Origin of the sequence: Aestuariivivens marinum (assembly GCF_022662175.1) — a bacterium.
GTDB lineage: Bacteria > Bacteroidota > Bacteroidia > Flavobacteriales > Flavobacteriaceae > Aestuariivivens > Aestuariivivens marinum.
This window is the reverse complement of the sequence record NZ_JAKMCR010000007.1, coordinates 1-20,358: the sequence shown is the minus strand read 5'-3', so window position 1 is coordinate 20,358 and position 20,358 is coordinate 1. Positions and strand designations below refer to the sequence as shown.

General features: G+C 37.4%; 15 protein-coding genes. 8 read left to right on the top strand and 7 right to left on the bottom strand.

Annotation, left to right across the window (positions count from 1 at the left end):
* Positions 1-6 precede the first annotated feature (6 nt).
* From MR053_RS13035 to pyrF, 3 genes are all read left to right on the top strand, one after another.
* Positions 7-2,562, top strand: coding sequence for an adenosylcobalamin-dependent ribonucleoside-diphosphate reductase (locus MR053_RS13035; protein ID WP_242132853.1), 2,556 nt, complete (start codon positions 7-9; stop codon positions 2,560-2,562).
* Positions 2,563-2,893: 331 nt separating this feature from the next.
* Positions 2,894-3,970 carry a peptide chain release factor 1 gene (gene prfA, locus MR053_RS13030; protein WP_242132852.1) on the top strand — a complete coding sequence of 359 codons (1,077 nt, stop codon included), beginning with the start codon at positions 2,894-2,896 and terminating at the stop codon, positions 3,968-3,970.
* Between the two features lie 28 nt (positions 3,971-3,998).
* A complete protein-coding gene (gene pyrF / locus MR053_RS13025; protein WP_242132851.1) occupies positions 3,999-4,817 on the top strand; it encodes an orotidine-5'-phosphate decarboxylase in 819 nt (272 codons plus the stop codon).
* Here pyrF and MR053_RS13020 read toward each other — a convergent pair.
* The 3 genes from MR053_RS13020 to MR053_RS13010 all read right to left on the bottom strand — a co-directional run bounded on the left by MR053_RS13020 (position 4,810) and on the right by MR053_RS13010 (position 6,097).
* Positions 4,810-4,959: a hypothetical protein gene (locus tag MR053_RS13020; protein ID WP_223551524.1), complete on the bottom strand. Its 150-nt coding sequence runs from the start codon at positions 4,957-4,959 to the stop codon at positions 4,810-4,812. The genes pyrF and MR053_RS13020 overlap by 8 nt on opposite strands.
* A gap of 70 nt (positions 4,960-5,029) precedes the next feature.
* Positions 5,030-5,227 (bottom strand): Lacal_2735 family protein, encoded by a 198-nt coding sequence (locus MR053_RS13015; protein WP_242132850.1) that lies wholly within the window; start codon positions 5,225-5,227, stop codon positions 5,030-5,032.
* Between the two features lie 168 nt (positions 5,228-5,395).
* The gene (locus MR053_RS13010; RefSeq protein WP_242132849.1) at positions 5,396-6,097 is read right to left on the bottom strand and encodes a DUF4197 domain-containing protein; all 702 of its coding nucleotides are present in this window, start codon (positions 6,095-6,097) and stop codon (positions 5,396-5,398) included.
* Between the two features lie 239 nt (positions 6,098-6,336).
* Here MR053_RS13010 and MR053_RS13005 point away from each other — a divergent pair, with 239 nt between their 5' ends.
* Positions 6,337-9,819 (top strand): methylmalonyl-CoA mutase family protein, encoded by a 3,483-nt coding sequence (locus MR053_RS13005; RefSeq protein ID WP_242132848.1) that lies wholly within the window; start codon positions 6,337-6,339, stop codon positions 9,817-9,819.
* Positions 9,820-9,919: 100 nt separating this feature from the next.
* Here MR053_RS13005 and MR053_RS13000 read toward each other — a convergent pair whose 3' ends face one another.
* A complete protein-coding gene (locus MR053_RS13000) occupies positions 9,920-10,315 on the bottom strand; it encodes a hypothetical protein (protein WP_242132922.1) in 396 nt (131 codons plus the stop codon).
* 124 nt (positions 10,316-10,439) lie between these two features.
* Between MR053_RS13000 and MR053_RS12995 the strand changes: the two genes are divergently transcribed.
* Positions 10,440-10,880: an Lrp/AsnC family transcriptional regulator gene (locus MR053_RS12995; RefSeq protein WP_223551528.1), complete on the top strand. Its 441-nt coding sequence runs from the start codon at positions 10,440-10,442 to the stop codon at positions 10,878-10,880.
* Between the two features lie 31 nt (positions 10,881-10,911).
* Here MR053_RS12995 and MR053_RS12990 read toward each other — a convergent pair whose 3' ends face one another.
* Positions 10,912-11,880: a YpdA family putative bacillithiol disulfide reductase gene (locus MR053_RS12990; protein WP_242132847.1), complete on the bottom strand. Its 969-nt coding sequence runs from the start codon at positions 11,878-11,880 to the stop codon at positions 10,912-10,914.
* Positions 11,877-13,091 (bottom strand): MDR family MFS transporter, encoded by a 1,215-nt coding sequence (locus MR053_RS12985; RefSeq protein ID WP_242132846.1) that lies wholly within the window; start codon positions 13,089-13,091, stop codon positions 11,877-11,879. Before MR053_RS12985 ends, MR053_RS12990 begins: the two co-directional genes overlap by 4 nt.
* A 445-nt stretch (positions 13,092-13,536) precedes the next feature.
* Between MR053_RS12985 and MR053_RS12980 the strand changes: the two genes are divergently transcribed.
* Entirely contained in the window at positions 13,537-14,142 is a 606-nt protein-coding gene (locus MR053_RS12980) for a DUF1684 domain-containing protein (RefSeq protein ID WP_242132845.1), read from the top strand.
* Positions 14,143-14,203: 61 nt separating this feature from the next.
* Here the strand turns inward: MR053_RS12980 and crcB are convergent, their stop codons facing one another.
* A complete protein-coding gene (crcB, locus tag MR053_RS12975; protein WP_242132844.1) occupies positions 14,204-14,569 on the bottom strand; it encodes a fluoride efflux transporter CrcB in 366 nt (121 codons plus the stop codon).
* A 251-nt stretch (positions 14,570-14,820) separates the two neighbouring features.
* On the opposite strand from crcB, the gene MR053_RS12970 reads away from it, so the two are divergent.
* Positions 14,821-16,857, top strand: a complete 2,037-nt coding sequence (locus tag MR053_RS12970; RefSeq protein WP_242132843.1) for a dipeptidyl peptidase 3 — start codon at positions 14,821-14,823, stop codon at positions 16,855-16,857.
* 1,624 nt (positions 16,858-18,481) lie between these two features.
* Positions 18,482-20,358 (top strand): carboxypeptidase-like regulatory domain-containing protein (locus MR053_RS12965; RefSeq protein WP_242132842.1); only part of this gene is annotated, 1,877 nt, incomplete at its 3' end.

The window sequence follows — 20,358 nt, the reverse complement described above, 5'->3', positions numbered from 1 at the left end:
AAATTTATGAAAGCAGAACTCGCCCAAACATCTTCAAAAACCTACACGCAAGAAGAGGTATTTCAGGCCTCACTAAAATACTTTAAAAATGATGATTTAGCTGCACGGGTATGGCTAAATAAATATGCTTTAAAGGATTCTGAAGGTAATATTTATGAGCTTACGCCCAACGATATGCATCGTCGTATAGCTAAAGAAATTGCGCGTATAGAATTAAAATATGCCAATCCTCTGTCGGAAAAGGAAATTTATGACCTTATTAAGGATTTCAAGTATATTGTTCCCCAAGGCAGTCCTATGGCAGGAATTGGGAATCCGTATCAAATAGCATCACTTTCTAATTGCTTTGTTATAGGGAATTCAGGAGAATCGGATTCTTATGGAGGTGTAATGAAAATAGACCAGGAGCAGGTACAACTCATGAAACGCCGAGGTGGTGTGGGCCACGATTTATCGCATATTCGTCCAAAAGGATCGGCCGTTAAAAACTCAGCATTAACATCTACGGGTGTTGTACCATTCATGGAGCGGTATTCCAATTCAACTAGAGAAGTAGCACAAGATGGTAGGCGAGGGGCACTTATGTTATCGGTATCCATAAACCATCCAGATTCCGAAGATTTTATTGATGCTAAATTAGAACAAGGAAGAGTCACGGGAGCGAATGTGTCTGTTAGAATAGATAATGGGTTTATGAAGGCAGTTAAGGAAGGAGGAAATTATGTGCAAAAGTATCCTGTATTTAGTGATAATCCTAAGGTCTCCAAAACGATTAGTGCTAAAAATATTTGGAAAAAGATAGTACATAATGCATGGAAATCAGCCGAACCTGGTATTTTATTTTGGGATACTATAATTAATGAGTCTGTGCCTGATTGTTATGCCGATTTAGGATATAAAACGGTATCTACCAATCCTTGTGGCGAAATACCATTATGTCCTTACGATTCCTGTAGGTTGTTGGCCATTAATTTGTTTTCTTATATAGAACATCCGTTTACGAAAAAAGCTGCTTTTAATTTCAATATGTTTAAAGAGCATGTGGCTTATGCCCAACGGATTATGGATGATATTATTGATTTGGAGCTTGAAAAGATTGACAATATTTTGAAAAAGATCGATCAAGATCCAGAATCTGATGAGGTCAAGGCCACCGAGCGTAATCTATGGCTTAACATTAGAACCAAAGCAGAGGAAGGTAGGCGCACAGGAATAGGTATTACAGCCGAAGGTGATATGCTGGCCGCTTTAGGTATTCGTTATGGTAGTGAGGCTGGTAATGCATTTTCGTTGAAAGTCCATAAAACTTTGGCTATTGCCGCTTATCGTGGATCTGTGCATTTGGCGAAGGAACGGGGTGCCTTTGGCATTTTTGATGCGGAGCGCGAAAAGAACAATCCGTTTATTCAAAGACTAAGGGAAGCCGATGATAAGTTATATTACGAAATGTTGGAGTATGGTCGCCGTAATATAGCCCTGTTGACTATTGCACCAACAGGAACCACAAGTTTAATGACGCAAACCACTTCGGGCATTGAACCTGTTTTTATGCCAGTTTATAAGCGAAGAAGAAAAGTGAATCCTAATGACAAGGATGTGCGGGTGGACTTTGTGGACGAAGTAGGGGATTCTTGGGAAGAATATGTGGTATTTCATCACCGGTTTAAACAATGGATGGAAGTTAATGGTATAGATACTGCCAAAAATTATTCACAAGCCGAAATTAATAAACTAATAGAAAAATCGCCTTATTATAAAGCTACGTCAAACGATGTGGATTGGTTGAGTAAAGTAAGTATGCAAGGGGCGATTCAAAAATGGGTAGACCATTCCATAAGTGTGACCATAAACCTACCCAATGATGTGACTGAAGAATTGGTTGGTGAGCTTTACTTAAAAGCTTGGGAAGTTGGTTGTAAAGGGGTTACGGTATACCGGGATGGTTCACGTTCGGGTGTGTTGATTTCTAATGATGAGAAAAAAGATGAAGAAAGCAGTAATATTCTAACAGCTTTTCCTGTAAAGCGTCCGCAAATTTTGGAGGCCGATGTGGTGCGTTTCCAAAACAATAAGGAAAAATGGATTGCATTTATTGGTCTGATTGATGAAAAGCCTTATGAAATCTTTACCGGGTTGGCAGATGATGAGGATGGTATTTTAATTCCACGTTGGGTGAATACAGGGCTTATCATTAAAAATAGAAACGAGGATGGTACCTCGCGTTATGATTTTCAATATAAAAACACGAGAGGCTATAAAACTACTATTGAAGGTCTGTCACATAAATTCAATCCTGAGTTTTGGAATTATGCCAAATTGATATCCAGTACCTTACGCCATGGCATGCCAATAGATAAGATTGTGGATTTAATTAACAGTTTGCAATTGGATAATGCATCGATTAATACTTGGAAAAACGGTGTTGTTCGTGCCTTAAAACGCTATGTTGAAGATGGTACTAGGGCCAAAGGTCAGCGATGTGATAGTTGCAAATCGGAAAACCTAATCTATCAAGAAGGTTGTTTAACCTGCAAAGACTGTGGGTGTTCAAAATGTGGATAATTATGGAGAACTAATGTATTGGACCTGCTAGGTTTTACTTATGCTGAGCACAGCTGAAGTAATAAACCGGCAGGTCTGTATCAATCCACAAAGTTATTGGTTCTGTTTTAACCAAAAGAATTTTAACTTTTTAAAGGGAAGTAGAGCTATGTTCAGGGTAATGGAGCAAAATGTAAACCCTTTTAAAGTATAAATATTACAATAATTTCTGTATCATCTTATAAATAGCCCCATGTGTAAATAAATATTTTAAGATTTATTGATATCAAGGGATTGTAGATATTAAGAATTCATAAATTATCGTATTTTTGGTCACCAATTAAAAAGGCAGATGTTAGAGAAATTACAAATAGTAAAACAACGTTTCGATGAAGTTAGTGATTTAATTATCCAACCAGATATTATCTCCGATCAAAAGCGATATATTGAATTAAATAGAGAGTATAAAGACTTACGTATTCTTATGGAAAAGCGTGAGCAATATATTTCGCTTACCGATAATTTAAGTGAAGCCGAAGAGATTATTTCAGATGGAAGTGACCCAGAAATGGTGGAAATGGCTAAAATGCAGTATGATGAGGCTAAAGAAGGTATCCCAAAGTTGGAAGAAGAGATTAAATTGCTTTTGATTCCTAAAGACCCTGAAGATGCCAAAAATGCCGTAGTAGAATTACGTGCAGGGACAGGTGGCGACGAGGCCAGTATTTTTGCAGGCGATTTGTTTAGAATGTATACCAAGTACTGTGAAGGTAAGGGTTGGAATGTAAGCACGGTTGACTTTAGTGAAGGGACTAATGGCGGATTTAAGGAAATACAATTTGAAGTTTCGGGTGATGATGTTTATGGAACATTGAAATTTGAAGCTGGTGTGCATCGCGTACAGCGTGTACCTCAAACCGAAACCCAGGGGCGTGTACATACCAGTGCAGCTACGGTTATGGTGTTTCCAGAGGCGGAGGAGTTTGATGTGGAAATAGATCCAAAAGATGTGCGTATTGATTATTTCTGTTCGTCTGGACCAGGGGGGCAATCGGTAAACACCACCTACTCTGCAGTTCGCTTAACACATATCCCAACAGGGTTGGTGGCGCAGTGTCAGGATCAAAAGTCGCAGCATAAGAATAAAGAAAAAGCGTTTAGGGTATTGCGTTCGCGGTTGTATGATATGGAGTTAGCCAAAAAGCAGGAGGAAGATGCCGCTAAGCGAGGTAGTATGGTAAGTTCTGGAGATAGAAGTGCTAAAATTAGGACTTACAACTATCCCCAAGGGCGTGTAACCGATCATAGAATAGGTTTAACACTTTACGATTTACAAAATATTGTTAATGGTGATATACAAAAAATTATTGACGAATTGCAACTGGCAGAAAATACCGAGAAATTAAAAGCTGGTGATGACACAATTTAAAATAGCTATTTTGTTGGCAAAATAAAATATGACCACAGCCCAACTTATTTCAGAAATCAAAAAAAAACAATCCTTTCTATGTATAGGATTGGATGTCGATTTAAATAAAATCCCACAGCACCTTTTACAGGAAGAAGATCCCATTTTTGCCTTTAATAAAGCCATTATAGATGCGACGCACCATTTATGTGTGGCGTATAAGCCCAATACGGCATTTTATGAAGCTTATGGATTAAAAGGTTGGAAGGCTTTAGAAAAAACCATCAATTATCTGAATGAAAAGCATCCTGAAATTTTTACAATAGCCGATGCCAAGCGTGGTGATATAGGAAATACCAGTAGTATGTATGCCAAGGCCTTTTTTGAAGATTTGGCCTTCGATAGTGTCACAGTTGCACCCTATATGGGAAAAGATTCGGTGGAACCTTTTTTAGCTTTTAAAGATAAACACACCATTCTTTTAGCATTAACCTCTAATCAAGGTGCATTCGATTTTCAGACGAAGACCGTTGGTGACAAAGAACTTTATAAGCAAGTTCTGGAAACGTCTAAAACATGGCATAATGCTGAAAACCTAATGTATGTGGTTGGTGCTACCAAAGCAGAGTTTTTAGAAGATATTAGGCAAATTATCCCAAACAGCTTTTTGTTGGTGCCTGGGGTTGGAGCCCAAGGAGGTAATCTGCAAGACGTTTGTAAGTATGGTATGAATGCAAATATTGGACTTCTTATCAATTCTTCCCGAGGGATTATTTATGCCTCTAACAAAGAAGATTTTGCCAATGCAGCAGCGGAAAAAGCAAAAGACATTCAAATAGTCATGCAGTCCATTCTATCATCTAGATAGGAGAAATTTCGTGCTTGCCGTCGTAATCTAATTTACTTAAATCATCAACAAAATTGGAAATGCAATTTTCCAATTCTTCTAAGCTTATTACTTTACTAAAGTTGGGCTTAATTTTACCAACTCTACAAAAATGCGTACTCATAACGTGTTTTTATGTAAAGTACGGATATTTATGTTTTTTGGATGTAATTAAAACGTTAAATTATTGATAATTATCGAGCTAATTTGGTTTGTTCCCTGGCTAGATATTTTAGCTTGTTAAGTTTATTAAGAAGTTTTATAGCCTTATATTCTGAAATGTCACTAAAGGCAGAATCAGTTTGCCTAAAATTGTAGGCTTGCTCTATTAGTGCCCTATATTGTTTATAGAGTTTATCTTGATTGGATTTTATATTTTCAATCTGGCTCATTTAAGTGTTGATTGACAAGCTATTAAATATACATTTTTATTTTTAAAATTAAATAATGAAGCAAAAATATTTTTAGTTCTTAGTATAGTTAAAGTTATTGACAATGTTTTTTAAGTCTAGTTTGCTAAAAGCTAAAAGGTGGATGGCATTCAGTATTATTCTTTGTCACTAATCTTGTAAAGCAAAAACCTTTCTTAACAAATTGGTAGTCCTTGAAGTTATTTTGGTTCTAATCTCCTTTTCTTCAACTGCTATCATGGTATATACACCTTTTAAAGCTTCATTAGTAACATAATCGGTTAAATCTGGGTTAACGTCTGCGGTAAATGGAATGGTATTGTATTTATTGATTAGGTTTTTCCAAATTTGGTCCGCACCCACTTTACTGAACGAATTTTTGATGACGGGATGGAATTTTCCATAAAGTGTTGTTTGGGTTTTAGAGTTTAGGTATTGCGTAGCAGCATCATCGCTGCCCAATAAAATGTTTTTCGCATCAGAAAAGGTTATATCCTTAACGGCATCAACAAAAATAGGGGTAGCTTCTTTTACGGCATCTTCTGCCGCACGATTCAACACTTTTAAACCTTCATCAGCTAGTTTGCTTAAGCCAATATCGCGAAGTGCTTTATCTACTTTATGCAGTTCTTCGGGTAGTAAAATTTTAACCAGCTCGTTTTTGTAAAATCCATCTGTTTGGGTAAGCTTGGTGACCTGTTTATCAATACCAAAATTCAAGGCCTGTCTTAAGCCTGCTGCAATTTCAGCTTGAGACAAACCGCCTTGTGGTAACTGGTTGACTACCTGTTGGAGTTCGGCACAAGCCGTTAAGTTTAAAAGGAATAAAAAGGTTAATGTTTTACGAATCATGGATAATTTGGGTTTTATAGGCTTTAACAAATATATGTATTTTAATTTATGGAGTATTCTCAGGTGTGGATACTTGGTTTTAACCTTTCTTCATATGACAAAAAAATCACAAAAACGATCTACCTTTTTTAATTCATTAAAGAATATTTTCTGAAACTATATTAGGTGATTTTATGTAAATGGTTAATTTTTTTGAATATTTCGTAAATTGCAGTAATAAAAATGAATATTCTTTACGAATGAATCAACAGGCTCCATATAAACCAAAATACAATATACGAATGGTAACCGCAGCTTCGCTGTTTGATGGCCATGATGCTTCCATTAATATTATGCGCAGAATTATTCAGGCCACAGGTGTTGAGGTCATTCATTTAGGGCATGATAGAAGTGTTGAAGAGGTTGTTAATACGGCCATTCAGGAAGATGTAAATGCGATTTGTGTAACCTCTTATCAGGGAGGCCATAATGAGTATTTTAAGTATATGTTCGATCTTTTAAAGGAAAAGGGAGCAGGACATATTAAAATTTTTGGTGGAGGTGGTGGTGTGATTTTGCCTTCAGAAATCAAGGAATTAATGGAGTATGGTATTTCACGTATTTACTCACCAGATGATGGTCGTGAAATGGGATTGCAAGGTATGATAAACGATTTGGTAGAGCAATCAGATTTTCCAATGGAACCATTACCAAAAGAAAATGATATTAGAGAAAATCTTAAAGTAAAAGACATAAATAGTATTGCGAGATTAATTTCCCTTGCAGAAAATAATCATGAAGCTTTTGTAAATAGCACACTTCATTTTTATAAAAAACAAAATGAGGCACCTGTTTTGGGAATTACAGGGACAGGAGGTGCTGGTAAATCGAGTTTGGTGGATGAGTTGGTACGTCGCTTTTTATTGGATTTTCCCGAAAAAACAGTTGGTATTATTTCGGTAGATCCTTCAAAGCGTAAAACAGGAGGCGCCTTGTTAGGTGATAGAATTCGTATGAATGCTATTAATAATCCCCGCGTTTATATGCGAAGTCTGGCGACGCGCCAGTCAAATTTAGCGCTGTCCAAGCATGTAAATGAAGCCATTGCCGTATTAAAAGCTGCAGAGTACGATTTAATTATACTGGAAACTTCGGGTATTGGACAATCCGATACCGAAATTGTTGAGCATTGTAACGTATCGCTTTATGTAATGACCCCAGAGTTTGGGGCCGCTACACAGTTGGAAAAGATAGACATGCTGGATTTTGCAGATCTGGTTGCTATTAATAAATTTGATAAAAGAGGCGCAGAGGATGCTTTACGGGATGTAAAAAAACAGTATATGCGTAACCATGGGTTATGGGATGCTTCGCTAAGTGGGTTGCCTGTTTTTGGTACTATGGCATCACAGTTTAATGATCCTGGAATGAACAGGCTTTATAAAGCGGTTATGGATATATTGGTAAAAAAAACCAAAACCGACCTAAGCTCTACATTTGAGGTTTCAGAGGGGATGAGCGAAAAGGTATTTGTTATTCCACCAAAGAGAACACGTTATCTGTCGGAAATTGCAGAGCATAACAGGACTTATAAACAAAAATTGAGAGAACAAGCTGAAGTCGCTCAAAAGCTTTATGGTATATATAAAACCATTTGCTCTGTAGCTAATATTACATCTGACGGGATCACAGAACATAGTAAAAGTGTTTTCGAAATGTCTTTTATAGGCAAATCGGGTTTGAATGTAGAAGAGATTTTGAAAAAGGTTCAGGATGGTAAGCATCCAGAAGAGGATTCCCGAATACGGTTTTTAAAGCTTCTCTTTAAAGAGTTCGATCGTGTTAAGCTCAATCTTGATCCTCGCCATTGGGAAACAATTTTAGGATGGAAAAGTAAGGTAAATAGATACACAGCTCCCATTTATAGCTTTAAAGTTCGACATAAAACCATAAAAGTAGAAACACATATTAAATCGTTGTCGCACCTACAAATACCTAAGGTTGCTATGCCTAAATATCAGGCCTGGGGAGATATTTTGTGCTGGGTATTACAGGAAAATGTTCCAGGGGAATTCCCCTTTGCTTCGGGTATTTATCCGTTTAAAAGAACCAATGAAGATCCGGCACGAATGTTTGCTGGAGAAGGTGGTCCAGAACGTACTAATAAGCGGTTTCATTATGTAAGCATGGATATGCCTGCCAAGCGTTTATCAACAGCTTTCGACAGTGTAACTCTTTATGGTAACGATCCAGATAGCCGCCCGGATATTTATGGAAAGATTGGCAATGCTGGTGTCTCTATTTGCTGTTTGGATGATGCTAAAAAATTGTATTCTGGTTTTAACCTGGCCCACGAAATGACCTCGGTGAGTATGACTATTAATGGTCCGGCACCTATGCTTCTAGGCTTTTTTATGAATGCTGCCATAGACCAGCAATGTGAAATTTATATTAAAGAACACGGACTGGAGCAAGACGTTGAATCTAAAATAGCTGCATTGTACAGAGGTAAAGAGCGCCCTAGGTATTATGGTGCTTTACCACAAGGCAATGACGGTTTAGGATTGATGTTGTTAGGTGTTACAGGAGATCAGGTATTGCCAATAGAGGTGTATCAAAAAATAAAATCAGGGACTTTAGCCCAAATAAGGGGTACAGTCCAAGCCGATATTTTAAAGGAAGACCAAGCCCAAAATACCTGTATTTTTTCAACAGAATTTGCTTTGCGCTTAATGGGCGATGTACAGGAGTATTTTATTGAAAATAACATTAAAAACTTTTATTCAGTTTCTATTTCCGGTTATCATATAGCCGAAGCCGGAGCCAATCCTGTTACCCAATTGGCATTAACCCTGGCCAATGGATTTACCTATGTAGAATATTATTTAAGTAGGGGTATGGATATTAATGAATTTGGGCCAAACCTATCTTTTTTCTTTTCAAATGGTATCGATCCAGAATATGCTGTTATAGGTCGTGTGGCCCGAAAAATTTGGGCTAAGGCAATGAAGTACAGATATGGTGCTAATCCTAGGACACAAATGTTAAAGTATCATATTCAAACCTCTGGACGTAGTTTGCACGCACAGGAGATTGACTTTAATGATATTAGAACTACCTTGCAGGCATTATATGCGATATACGATAATTGTAATTCCTTACATACCAATGCTTATGACGAAGCGATTACTACACCAACCGAGGAATCGGTGCGTCGTGCTATGGCCATTCAATTGATTATTAATAAAGAATTAGGTTTGGCTAAAAACGAAAACCCAATTCAAGGGGCTTTTATTATTGAAGAATTGACCGATTTGGTTGAAGAAGCGGTTCTTATGGAATTCGATAGAATCAATGAGCGGGGAGGTGTTTTGGGTGCCATGGAAACCATGTACCAACGTAGTAAGATACAGGAGGAAAGCTTGTATTATGAGACCTTGAAGCACAATGGTACGTATCCCATTATTGGGGTCAATACCTTTTTAAGTAGTAAAGGGTCTCCAACTATATTACCTGCACAAGTTATTAGGGCAACTGAAGAAGAAAAACAAATACAAATAACAACTTTAAAACAGCTTCATAAATTTAATAATACTGAAGCTTTATTAAAGGACTTGCAGCGAAAAGCTATAAATAACGAAAATATTTTCGGGGCCTTAATGGAAGTTTGTAAAGTGTGTTCTTTAGGTCAAATTACCAATGCTTTATTTGAGGTAGGGGGGCAGTATCGTAGAAACATGTAGGTAGATCTCCAAATTTTTCAGCTGAGCTATGCCGAAGCAGGTAGTCCAAGGATTTTTTAGAATTACAATTTCAACAGAAAATTATATAAAACTAAAAATACTATAAAGTTAGCATCCAACTACGTTGAAGCTTTTTAAATTTCTTCAGTTCACGTCTTAGAATGGGTAGAAAATCTTTACCGTTACTATTCGACCTCTCCAAACGGTAAGAGTTTTTATAGAGCAAATTGGTAAGGCGTTTAAGGGAAGCAATGTGCTTATATTTCCGTTCTGAATGACGTTGCATTTCAGCATTAATGATTTCTGGTGCCAAGGATACAGACTGTTGGACAATGTCTCCTGAAAAGTAGATATTGTCGTCTTCAGAACCATCTTCCTTTAGGGCTGATAAATCATGATTTAAATAGCCCGAAATATTCTGCGAAAGCGCAAAAATCTCTAAGGCTTTTTTGTAAATCGGTAAATCCGATAGGTTTGATGGGGTATTAGCTAACATCATTCTTTTTTCTATAAGCAATTACCCAAAATTAGTGACAAGAATTTACAATCAACTTTAAATGTTAAAGTAAAATTGTATATTTGCTTTAATATTTACTTTTTTCAAGTTAAAATTCTTTTAAATGGCGTTAGATGATCTTAACACGAAGATTTTAAGGTGTTTACAAAAAAACGCAAGGCTCTCGAATGCCGAAATTGGGAGGCAAGTGGGTATAAGTTCTCCAGCAGTTTCTGAGCGCATTAAAAAAATGGAAGATTTGGGCATTATAGAAGATTATAAAGCTCTTGTTTCTCCATTTGAGTTAGGGTATCAACTAAAGGCAATAATTACTTTACGCGCCTTTATGGGAAAATTAAAACCTTTTTTGGAGAAGGTAAAAACATATGATGAGGTGATAAACTGTTATCGTATTACAGGTGATGAAAACATTGTTATGGAGGTGGTTTTAAAAAATCAAAAACATTTAGAAAACTTTATTGACCAGTTGATTACCTACGGTGAAAGCAAAACCCAAATAGTGTTATCCCGAGTTGTAAAACAAAAGGAAATTAAACCTATTTAATAACTTGAACGGATATATTTAGTTGCAATTTTTATTTATTGCTAAAAACTTGTTTTAAATGGTTTGCTATTAATTTAGCATGAATTCTGCTATTCTCTATAAACCATTTATGGGTTTCCATGCCACCGCAAATCACTCCCGCTAGATACAAACCATTAACATTACTTTCCATAGTATCTTTATTATATACAGGGCGTTTTATACCATCGTTGGAAAGCGAAACCCCAACCTGTTCCAATAGGTCGAAATTGGGTTTGTAGCCAGTGAGTGCGACGACAAAATCGTTGGGCAGGTGTTTTAGACCATCAGGCGTTTTAATAATAACCTCCAAGGGTTTTATTTCAATGATTTCAGCATTAAAATAAGCATCTATACTGCCTTCCTTTATTCGGTTTATAATATCTGGGCGTACCCAATATTTTACCCGATCTCCAATAGTTTCACCCCTTACAACCATGGTAACCTTTCCGCCTTTTCGCCATATCTCCAAAGCTGCATCTACCGACGAATTGCTCGCGCCAACCACAACCACATCTTGCATGCTGTACGGATGGGCTTCTTTGTAATAGTGTGTGACCTTTGGTAGATCTTCACCTGAAACACTCAATAAATTGGGGATGTCATAAAACCCTGTAGCCAAAACCACTTTCTTACATTGGTAGGTACTTTTGTTAGTGGTTACAGTAAAATGGTCATTGTTTTTTTGTAACTGATTAACTGTTTCATACAAATTGATTTTAATGGTATTGGAAGTGGCCACACGGCGGTAATATTCCAAAGCCTCATCCCTGTTGGGTTTAGGGTTTTTACTTATAAAGGGAATATTATCGATTTCCAATTTTTCAGAAGTTGAAAAAAAGGTCATGTTTTTGGGATAATTAAACAACGAGTTGGTTAACGCTCCTTTCTCTATGATTAAATAATTCCAATTGCTTTTTTCGCACTCCAAGGCACAGGCTATCCCAATGGGACCACCACCAATAATTATGACATCTATCATTCCTGTTTTAGCTTAGATAATTTAAGATTTCGTTTTAAAATGAATAATAAAAATACACAAACACCACCTATTAATGTAATAATATGCCAAGTATTGCTAAACCCCAATTTATCCACCATTTGTAACCCTGCATTATGTCCAAAGATGTGGGCTATGGAAAATGAAATCGAGTATAAGGCCATATATTCCCCTTGATTTCCTTTTCTTGCCCGTTCTATGGCAAAGGCATTGGAAAAAGGAAAGGCTATCATTTCTCCAAATGTCATGAGCAACATACCTATTACCAAAACACCAACCCACGAGGTAAAATTGAGTACCAAAAAACTTAATGCAGTTAGTATGGCTCCAAAGAGCATCAATCCTGTTTTGGAATGTTGTGTGTTTTCCAGCCATTTTATTAGAGGCATTTCAAAAATAAAAATAACGAAACCATTTAGTCCCAAAAGCATGCCAATCTCCAATTCGGTTAAATGATGGGCTTCCTTATAGTATAAGGGCATGGTTGAAAAATATTGCAAGAATATAACACCAAACAATACCATGGCCCCCAAAAATATTAAGAAGGACTTATCCTTATAAGCCGATTCTGGATGTTCAACTTTTACTGCGTCCAAAACCGTGGTTGACTTTGGGTTGAGTACAATTATTAAAACAACAGTAGCTAAAATACAGGTAATACCATCTACCCAAAACAATCCGGCATAACTTAATGTTGTTATAATAATACCGCCAATAGCAGGTCCTGCCGAAAACCCTAAGTTTATGGCAAGGCGTATTAAAGTGACCGAACGTGTTTTGTTTTCTGCTTTACTATAGGCGCTTAGGGCAACAAATATGGCTGGGCGAAACATATCGGCAACCAGCATGACCAAAAAAATACCAATGCAAAAAAGTACAAAGGTGTTTGCAAACTGTAACGCAATAAATAAAAGCCCTGTGCCCAATAAACTATATGCCATGACTTTGTAATAACCAACCCGATCGGTTAGTTTGCCCCCTAACCACGATCCCGTAACCGAACCCAATCCAAAAGCACTCATAATCCAGGCTACGTTACTATGGCTAAAGTTTAGGCTTTGGGTTAAATAAAGTGATAAAAACGGAATGACCATAGTACCCGCTCTATTAATTAGTGTAATAAGCGCTAACCACCATACTTCCCGAGATAATCCAGAAAAGGTGTTTAAGTAATTTTTAATTAGTGTTTTCACACGTTTAAATTTTAGTAATTATTTGATAATGTGTTAATTATAAAATTGAGAACGCGTGCAACCGCTACGCTCTCACATTAAAAATTTTAAACATTCCCCTTTATGAAGAAATTTATAAAATTTGTTAATGTTCGTTTCATTAGTGTTGGTTTCTATTTCTCGAGTTCTCGAAATAACGTTTCGACTGTGCTCAACGCGATAGTTCGGGGTTCATTTGATTTATCAATTTCATTAAAAACAAAAAGTCCGACGCTGACGTCGGACTTTTACATATTGTAATATCTTAAGTTCATATCACCACAATATACTAGCCCAACCCACATCCTTTAATGAGGTCCATTGCTTTTTGTAAATTGTGACGCTACAACGCATATTTTCTTTTTTAACAACCCAAAACTATATAAAATATTCTTAAGTTGTACTTTTGAAATGAAATTTTTTTAAAATGAAGCATACCATAACACTAATACTGTGTGCTGTCTTTTTGGTAGGATGCGCTCAAAAAAAACGCCCCATACAAGGGGAAACAGAGTTTCAGAGAGAGTTAAATGCTCAATATAAAGATGCATCAACGTCTCCCCTAAAAGAAGAGGATAGAAAAAGCTTTACGGGGTTGGACTTCTTTAAGTTTGATTCAATTTATGTGGTTACAGCACAATTCATACGCACACCAAATGAAAATCCCTTTAAAATGAAAACCACTACCGACAGGTTACCTGTTTATGTGAAGTATGGGGAATTGCTATTTAGTTTGAAAGGTGAAGATTTTAAATTGAATATTTATCAAAATCAGGGATTGATTGAACAAGAAGGCTATGAAGATTACTTGTTTTTACCTTTTTTGGATGAGACCAACGGCTTGGAAAGTTATGGTGGCGGTCGTTACATCGATGCCAGAATCCCCAAAGATGATACTATGGTAATCGATTTTAATCAGGCGTATAATCCTTATTGTGCTTATAACGATACATATTCCTGTCCCATTGTGCCTCGCCATAATTACTTAAGAATACGTATAGAAGCTGGAGTTAAAGCGTTTAAAAAGCATTAATGTTTGTTATTGGTTAATGTTTGGTTGTTTAGTGATTCATTAACCATCTTCCATCTCGAAATCATTTGACCAAAAAGATTCCCAAAAACACGGCAAGAAACCCAACGATAAAGCTACCCACTGTGTAAATGGCAAAGCTTGTAAAATCGCCAGCTTTTAAAAATACATGGTTTTCATAGGCAAAGGCAGAAAAGGTGGTAAAGCCTCCACAAAACCCTGTAGCCAAAAACAGTGTTTGGCTTTGTGATAGGGTATTGTTTTTAGCGGCCAAGCCTAAAATAATACCAATCAATAAACTCCCTAAAATATTTGCTACAAAAGTACCGTAGGGTATACTAGTTGTGGTGCTGTTTAATTGTTTACCTATAAGGTATCGCAACACGCTACCAAAACCACCGCCCAAAAAAACCAATAAGAGGTGCTTCATTTATTTTTAAAATTCAATTTCAGGGCAGGAAAGGTTTTCGATTTAGATTTTTTCTGTCCTTTAAATTTTAGTCAAAATCAAAGATAATCATTTCTATATTTTTGTTAAGAAATTATTACATTAGCTGTCTCAAAATTAAAGTATTAATAGTTTAAATGGTGTATTTTAAGTTATTATGTAATTATGATAGTTCAATTTAAAGAATTATTGAATAATAATCATTCATTTCACCAAAACAAAAAATGATAAAAATGAAGTTGAAACCGATCCTAATCCTGTCTTTAGCAGCCTTACTTTCTATGTCCTGCGGAAAAGAAAAAACTGAAAACAAAACGGAGTCAGAATCTCAAGTGTCTCAATCGTTGAGTCACAATGTAGACCAATTTGCCGACATTAAAATTTTACGTTATGATATCCCTGGCTGGGAACAACTTAGTTTAAAGGAACAAAAACTGGTTTATTATCTCACCCAAGCAGGGTTGTCTGGTAGGGATATAATATGGGATCAGAATTACAGACATAACCTAGCCATTAGAAAGGCTTTGGAACATGTTTATGTGAATTATAAGGGCAACAAAACATCGCAAGACTGGAAGGCTTTCGAAACCTACTTAAAACGAGTTTGGTTTAGTAATGGTATACATCACCATTATTCGAACGACAAGCTGAAACCCAACTTTTCTTTAGCGTATTTAAAGCAGTTATTAGCTGAAACAAATACCGTTTTAGAAGATGAAATTTTAAATGTGATTTTTAACGATTTTGATACTAAAAAGGTTAACCAGGCTAAAGATATTGATAATGTAGCTCTGTCGGCGGTTAATTTTTATGGCCCAGGGGTTACCAATGCCGATGTGGAGCATTTCTATGCGGCCAAACAATCGCCCGATCCACAAAGGCCTTTATCGTTTGGATTGAACTCGCAATTGATAAAGGAAAATGGCGAGTTAAAGGAACGGATGTATAAATCGGGAGGACTGTACGGCGAGGCTATCGATGAAATTATAAAATGGTTGGAACTGGCAAAGGGTGTAGCCGAAAACCAAGCCCAAGGCGAAGCCATAGACCTGTTGATTCAATATTATAAAACAGGCGATTTACAAATTTGGGACGATTATAACGTGGCATGGACAAAAGCCACGGAAGGCAACATAGATTACATCAACAGTTTTATTGAAGTGTATAACGACCCAGTAGGTTATAGGGGTTCTTATGAAACCTATGTACAGATCAAGGATTTTGACATGTCCGAAAAAATGGCCGTGCTTTCAGAAAACGCACAATGGTTTGAAGACAATTCACCCTTAATGGATGCACATAAAAAGAAAAATGTGGTTGGGGTTACCTATAAGGTGGTTAATGTAGCAGGTATGGCAGGAGATGCGCACCCCAGTTGTGCTATTGGGGTTAACTTACCCAATGCCAACTGGATACGTAAGGAAGTCGGTAGTAAATCGGTGTCCCTAGGTAATATTGTAAATGCCCATAATAATGCCGATGGCGGTGGGCGTTTAAAGGAATTTGCCCACGATGCCGAAGAAATTGAGTTGGAAGAGAAATACGGAAAATTAGCCGATAAGCTGCATACCGCTTTACATGAGGTTATTGGGCATGCTTCGGGCCAGTTAAACCCTGGTGTTGGCGAGACCAAGGAAACCCTAAAAAATTATGCCTCTACTATGGAAGAAGGACGTGCCGATTTGGTGGGGTTGTATTATCTCTACGATGCTAAATTACAGGAGCTTGGTTTGGTTGAAGATTGGAAGGCGGTGGGTAAAGCTACTTACGATGGATATATTAGAAATGGTTTAATAACACAGCTTATACGATTGAATTTAGGAGATGATGTTGAAGAAGCCCACATGCGTAACAGGCAATGGGTATCGGCTTGGGTTTATGAAAAAGGCCAAAAGGATAATGTTATAGAAAAGGTGGTTCGTGATGGAAAAACCTATTTGAATATTACCGATTATGATAAATTACGTATGCTTTTTGGCGAACTGCTAAGGGAAACCCAGCGCATTAAATCTGAAGGCGATTATGCCGCAGCCGAAGCTTTGGTAGAAGGCTATGGCGTAAAGGTAGATCAAGCTATCCATGCTGAGGTATTGGAACGTAATAAGCAATTTAAGTCGGCACCATATAGTGGCTTTGTAAACCCTATTTTGGTTCCCGAAACCAATGAGGCAGGTGAAATTACGGCCATTAAGATCTTACAACCCGAAAGTTTTATGAACCAAATGCTGGACTATAGTAAAAACTATAATTTTTTACCCGAAGTGAATTAGGTAAGGGCATATTTATTTTTCGTCATTGCAATTCGCCCATAGGCGAAGAAGCAATATCCATCTGGTGTCATTGCGAGACATTGGGGCAGTCAATGTCGTGGCAATCTCATGGTACAAAACGTCATGGCGAGTGTCACACTGAGCTTGTCGAAGTGCAGCGAAGCCATCCCATGAATAGGAACTCCAGACAAACAGACTGCCACGTCGCCCAAATAGCTTTGGGCTCCTCGCAGTGACGTCATCACGAGGTACGTAGTAACGAAGTGATCTCCTTATAGTTAGTTCGGTACGCCCAACAGAAGACTGCCACGCTCACTGCGCTCGCTCGCAGTGACGAATAGAACGGTCATTGCGAGACATTGGGGCAGTCAATGTCGTGGCAATCTCATGGTACAAAACGTCATGGCGAGTGTCACACTGAGCTTGTCGAAGTGCAGCGAAGCCATCCCATTAATAGGAACTCCAAACAAACAGACTGCTACGTCGCCCAAATAGCTTTGGGCTTCTCGCAGTGACGAATAGAACGGTCATTGCGAGACATTGGGGCAGTCAATGTCGTGGCAATCTCATGGTACAAAACGTCATGGCGACTGTCATACTGAGCTTGTCGAAGTGCAGCGAAGCCATCCCATGAATAGGAACTCCAGACAAACAGACTGCCACGTCGCCCAAATAGCTTTGGGCTCCTCGCAGTGACGTCATCACGAGGCACGTAGTAACGAAGTGATCTCCTTATAGTTAGTTCGGTACGCCCAACAGAAGACTGCTTCGCTCACTGCGCTCGCTCGCAGTGACGTTTGTATCATTATATTCAAGGCTCAGTTCGTTTATTAACGCTAAACACTAAAAGGATAAAGTTAACAAGGATTAGCAAGCTGATGATAAGTATGGTTTTCACAATTCGGATTGATTAAGCTATTCAATAGATGCAGGGAGGAGTAAAAGGTTGCGTTTTTTTTGTTATTAACTTATTTTGGTTAAGTAATACTGCCAACTTAGATTGCTTATTTATATAACAGGCAAAACAGAAATTGCCTATCCATCAAAGTTTTAGAAAATTGAATTTTAGAATAGGTATAAAAACTAAGAGCCAGAAAAGTGTCAAGAAACCTAAAACATAAAATCAAAAATTTGGAATTTTAAAACTTAATACCTCCAACCTCAAACTTAGAATATAAAATCTGAAATTGGAAAACTAGAAACAACTTCCTTAACACCATGACTGCTAAGTTTATCTAAAACACATAACTAATTGATATTCAAATTTATGTAATAAAATCGTCTCCTTTTTTCCTTGCTTTAAAAAGGGACTTTTAGTCTATAAAAAGAGAAATTTTGTAGTTTATCGATGATAATTACGACTTAACTAATTTTCTCACTTTTATGCTAAAGATTAAAATTAAATAGTTAAATTTACTTGTCTTGCAGTAATTGCGAGATTTTCTCCTATTGAAAAAATGCATTTGATTAATAGCACTATTAAATGCCCTTTACTACCAGATAACTTGTATTACCATGTTATGTGTTTTATCTTTTAGATAAGATTCGTAAACCCCTCATTCTACGACTTTCTCATACCTTGTTATGTTAACATGTTTATTAATTAATCTTAAATGTTATGTTAATGTACAAAATTACCAAACAACAACAAATCAATGACCAAATGTGTTGTTGGTTGAATCTTAAGAAATTATTTAAAAGTATAGGCGGCTTGGCCGTTGTGATGCTTTTTTTATTGTCTGCGAGCAATTTACAGGCACAAGTAACATTAACTTCCAGTGTTCGTGGTGGGTTTGGTGTTGATGCTGATGTCAGGTCCAATGAACTAGGACCAATCCAACAAAATCCCATGCCTCTGGTTGTTAGTGACGATTGGTTTGTTGGAACTAATGGTGGGAATGGAGTTATCGATATTACTGGTGCTCCAGCATATGGAGACTCTAATGCCAATTTTACTTTAAGGCAAGTTGGCGGTGAAAACAATCCTCAAGCACCATATGTATGGATCGATGCTGTTTATAATAGAGATCAACATCAAGATGGTAATTTAACAGATGCATCTTGGTTTACTTCCGGATCAGACTCCAATGCAGATAATCCTACCACATGGACCGTTGGAGAAGGATCTGGTGGACCGCAAAAAAATGATATTATAGACACTTATCTCCATGTAAGACAAGAAATTGCTGGAGATCAAAAGTTATGGGCTTATTTTGGTGTTTCTACTCGAGCTACCAACGGTACTAGTTATCTGGATGTTGAGTTTTATAGAAAAGGTATAGATTATGACTACACATCAGAAACTTGGACTGCAGGTGGTATGCAAGATGGTAGAACCGCATATACGTTTGTGCCTGCTGGTGAAATAGATGCAGGAGCAATTATAGATAATGGTGATGTTAGTTTTTCCATGAACTATGAAAATGGTGGTGGTGCAGCCGATGTGCGTGTATTTATTTGGATGGATCTATCTGGTAAAGACGATGCCTGGTTTGCTCAATTTAATACTCTAACTTCTAGACCTTTTGACTTTGGTGATGGTATGGGAGGTTTCCCTCGTTGGGATGGTGGAGAAGGTACTACTATCTATGGGTATGCTCAAATACAATTGGACACAGAAATTTTTGCTCAAGTTAATGAAGTAAACCCAGTAGATGGTCCAAATTGGGGAACTATTACCCCAGGAGGAGGTCTTACCGGAGATTACGCTACGTTGCAATTTGCTGAATTTGCAGTAGATGGTTCTTTTTTAAGTTTAGACATTAATGGAGAGGATGAGCCATGTGAGCCAATTTTGTCCAGTGTGATGGTAAAAACACGTTCTTCTACCTCTTTTGTTTCAGAGTTAAAAGATTTAGTTGGACCATTCCAATTTGGAAATTCAACACCTCTAGAAATTGATCTTGATTCAACACCAGTGATGTGTGATGATGATAATGGAACTAGCGACGACGGTACAATTACCGTAACAGTTACTCCTAGTAGCGCTACTGTAACTTTATTATTAAATGGTGGAGCCGTTGCTTATACCGATAATGGTAATGGTACTTATACATATAATAATTTAACTTCAGGTGATTATACAGTTAGAGCACAATTAACTGGAGGCTGTTATGTTGATGAAATGATAACAGTAGCGCCAGCAGATCCATTGAGAATTTCAGTAGGCTCGACACCGGTAACGTGTGATGACGATAGCGGAACCAGTGATGATGGAACCGCGACAGTTACAATAGATATGGCAGGTTCAGGTATAGCGAGCATCTTGTGGGATGATCCATTAGCTCAAACTACTGCAACCGCGACAGATTTGGCGGCGGGTGATTACAATGTATTGGTTACAGATACTAATGGATGTACAGCGACTTTACCAGTAACAGTAGCGCCAGCAGATCCATTGAGAATTTCAGTAGGCTCGACACCGGTAACGTGTGATGACGATAGCGGAACCAGTGATGATGGAACCGCGACAGTTACAATAGATATGGCAGGTTCAGGTAT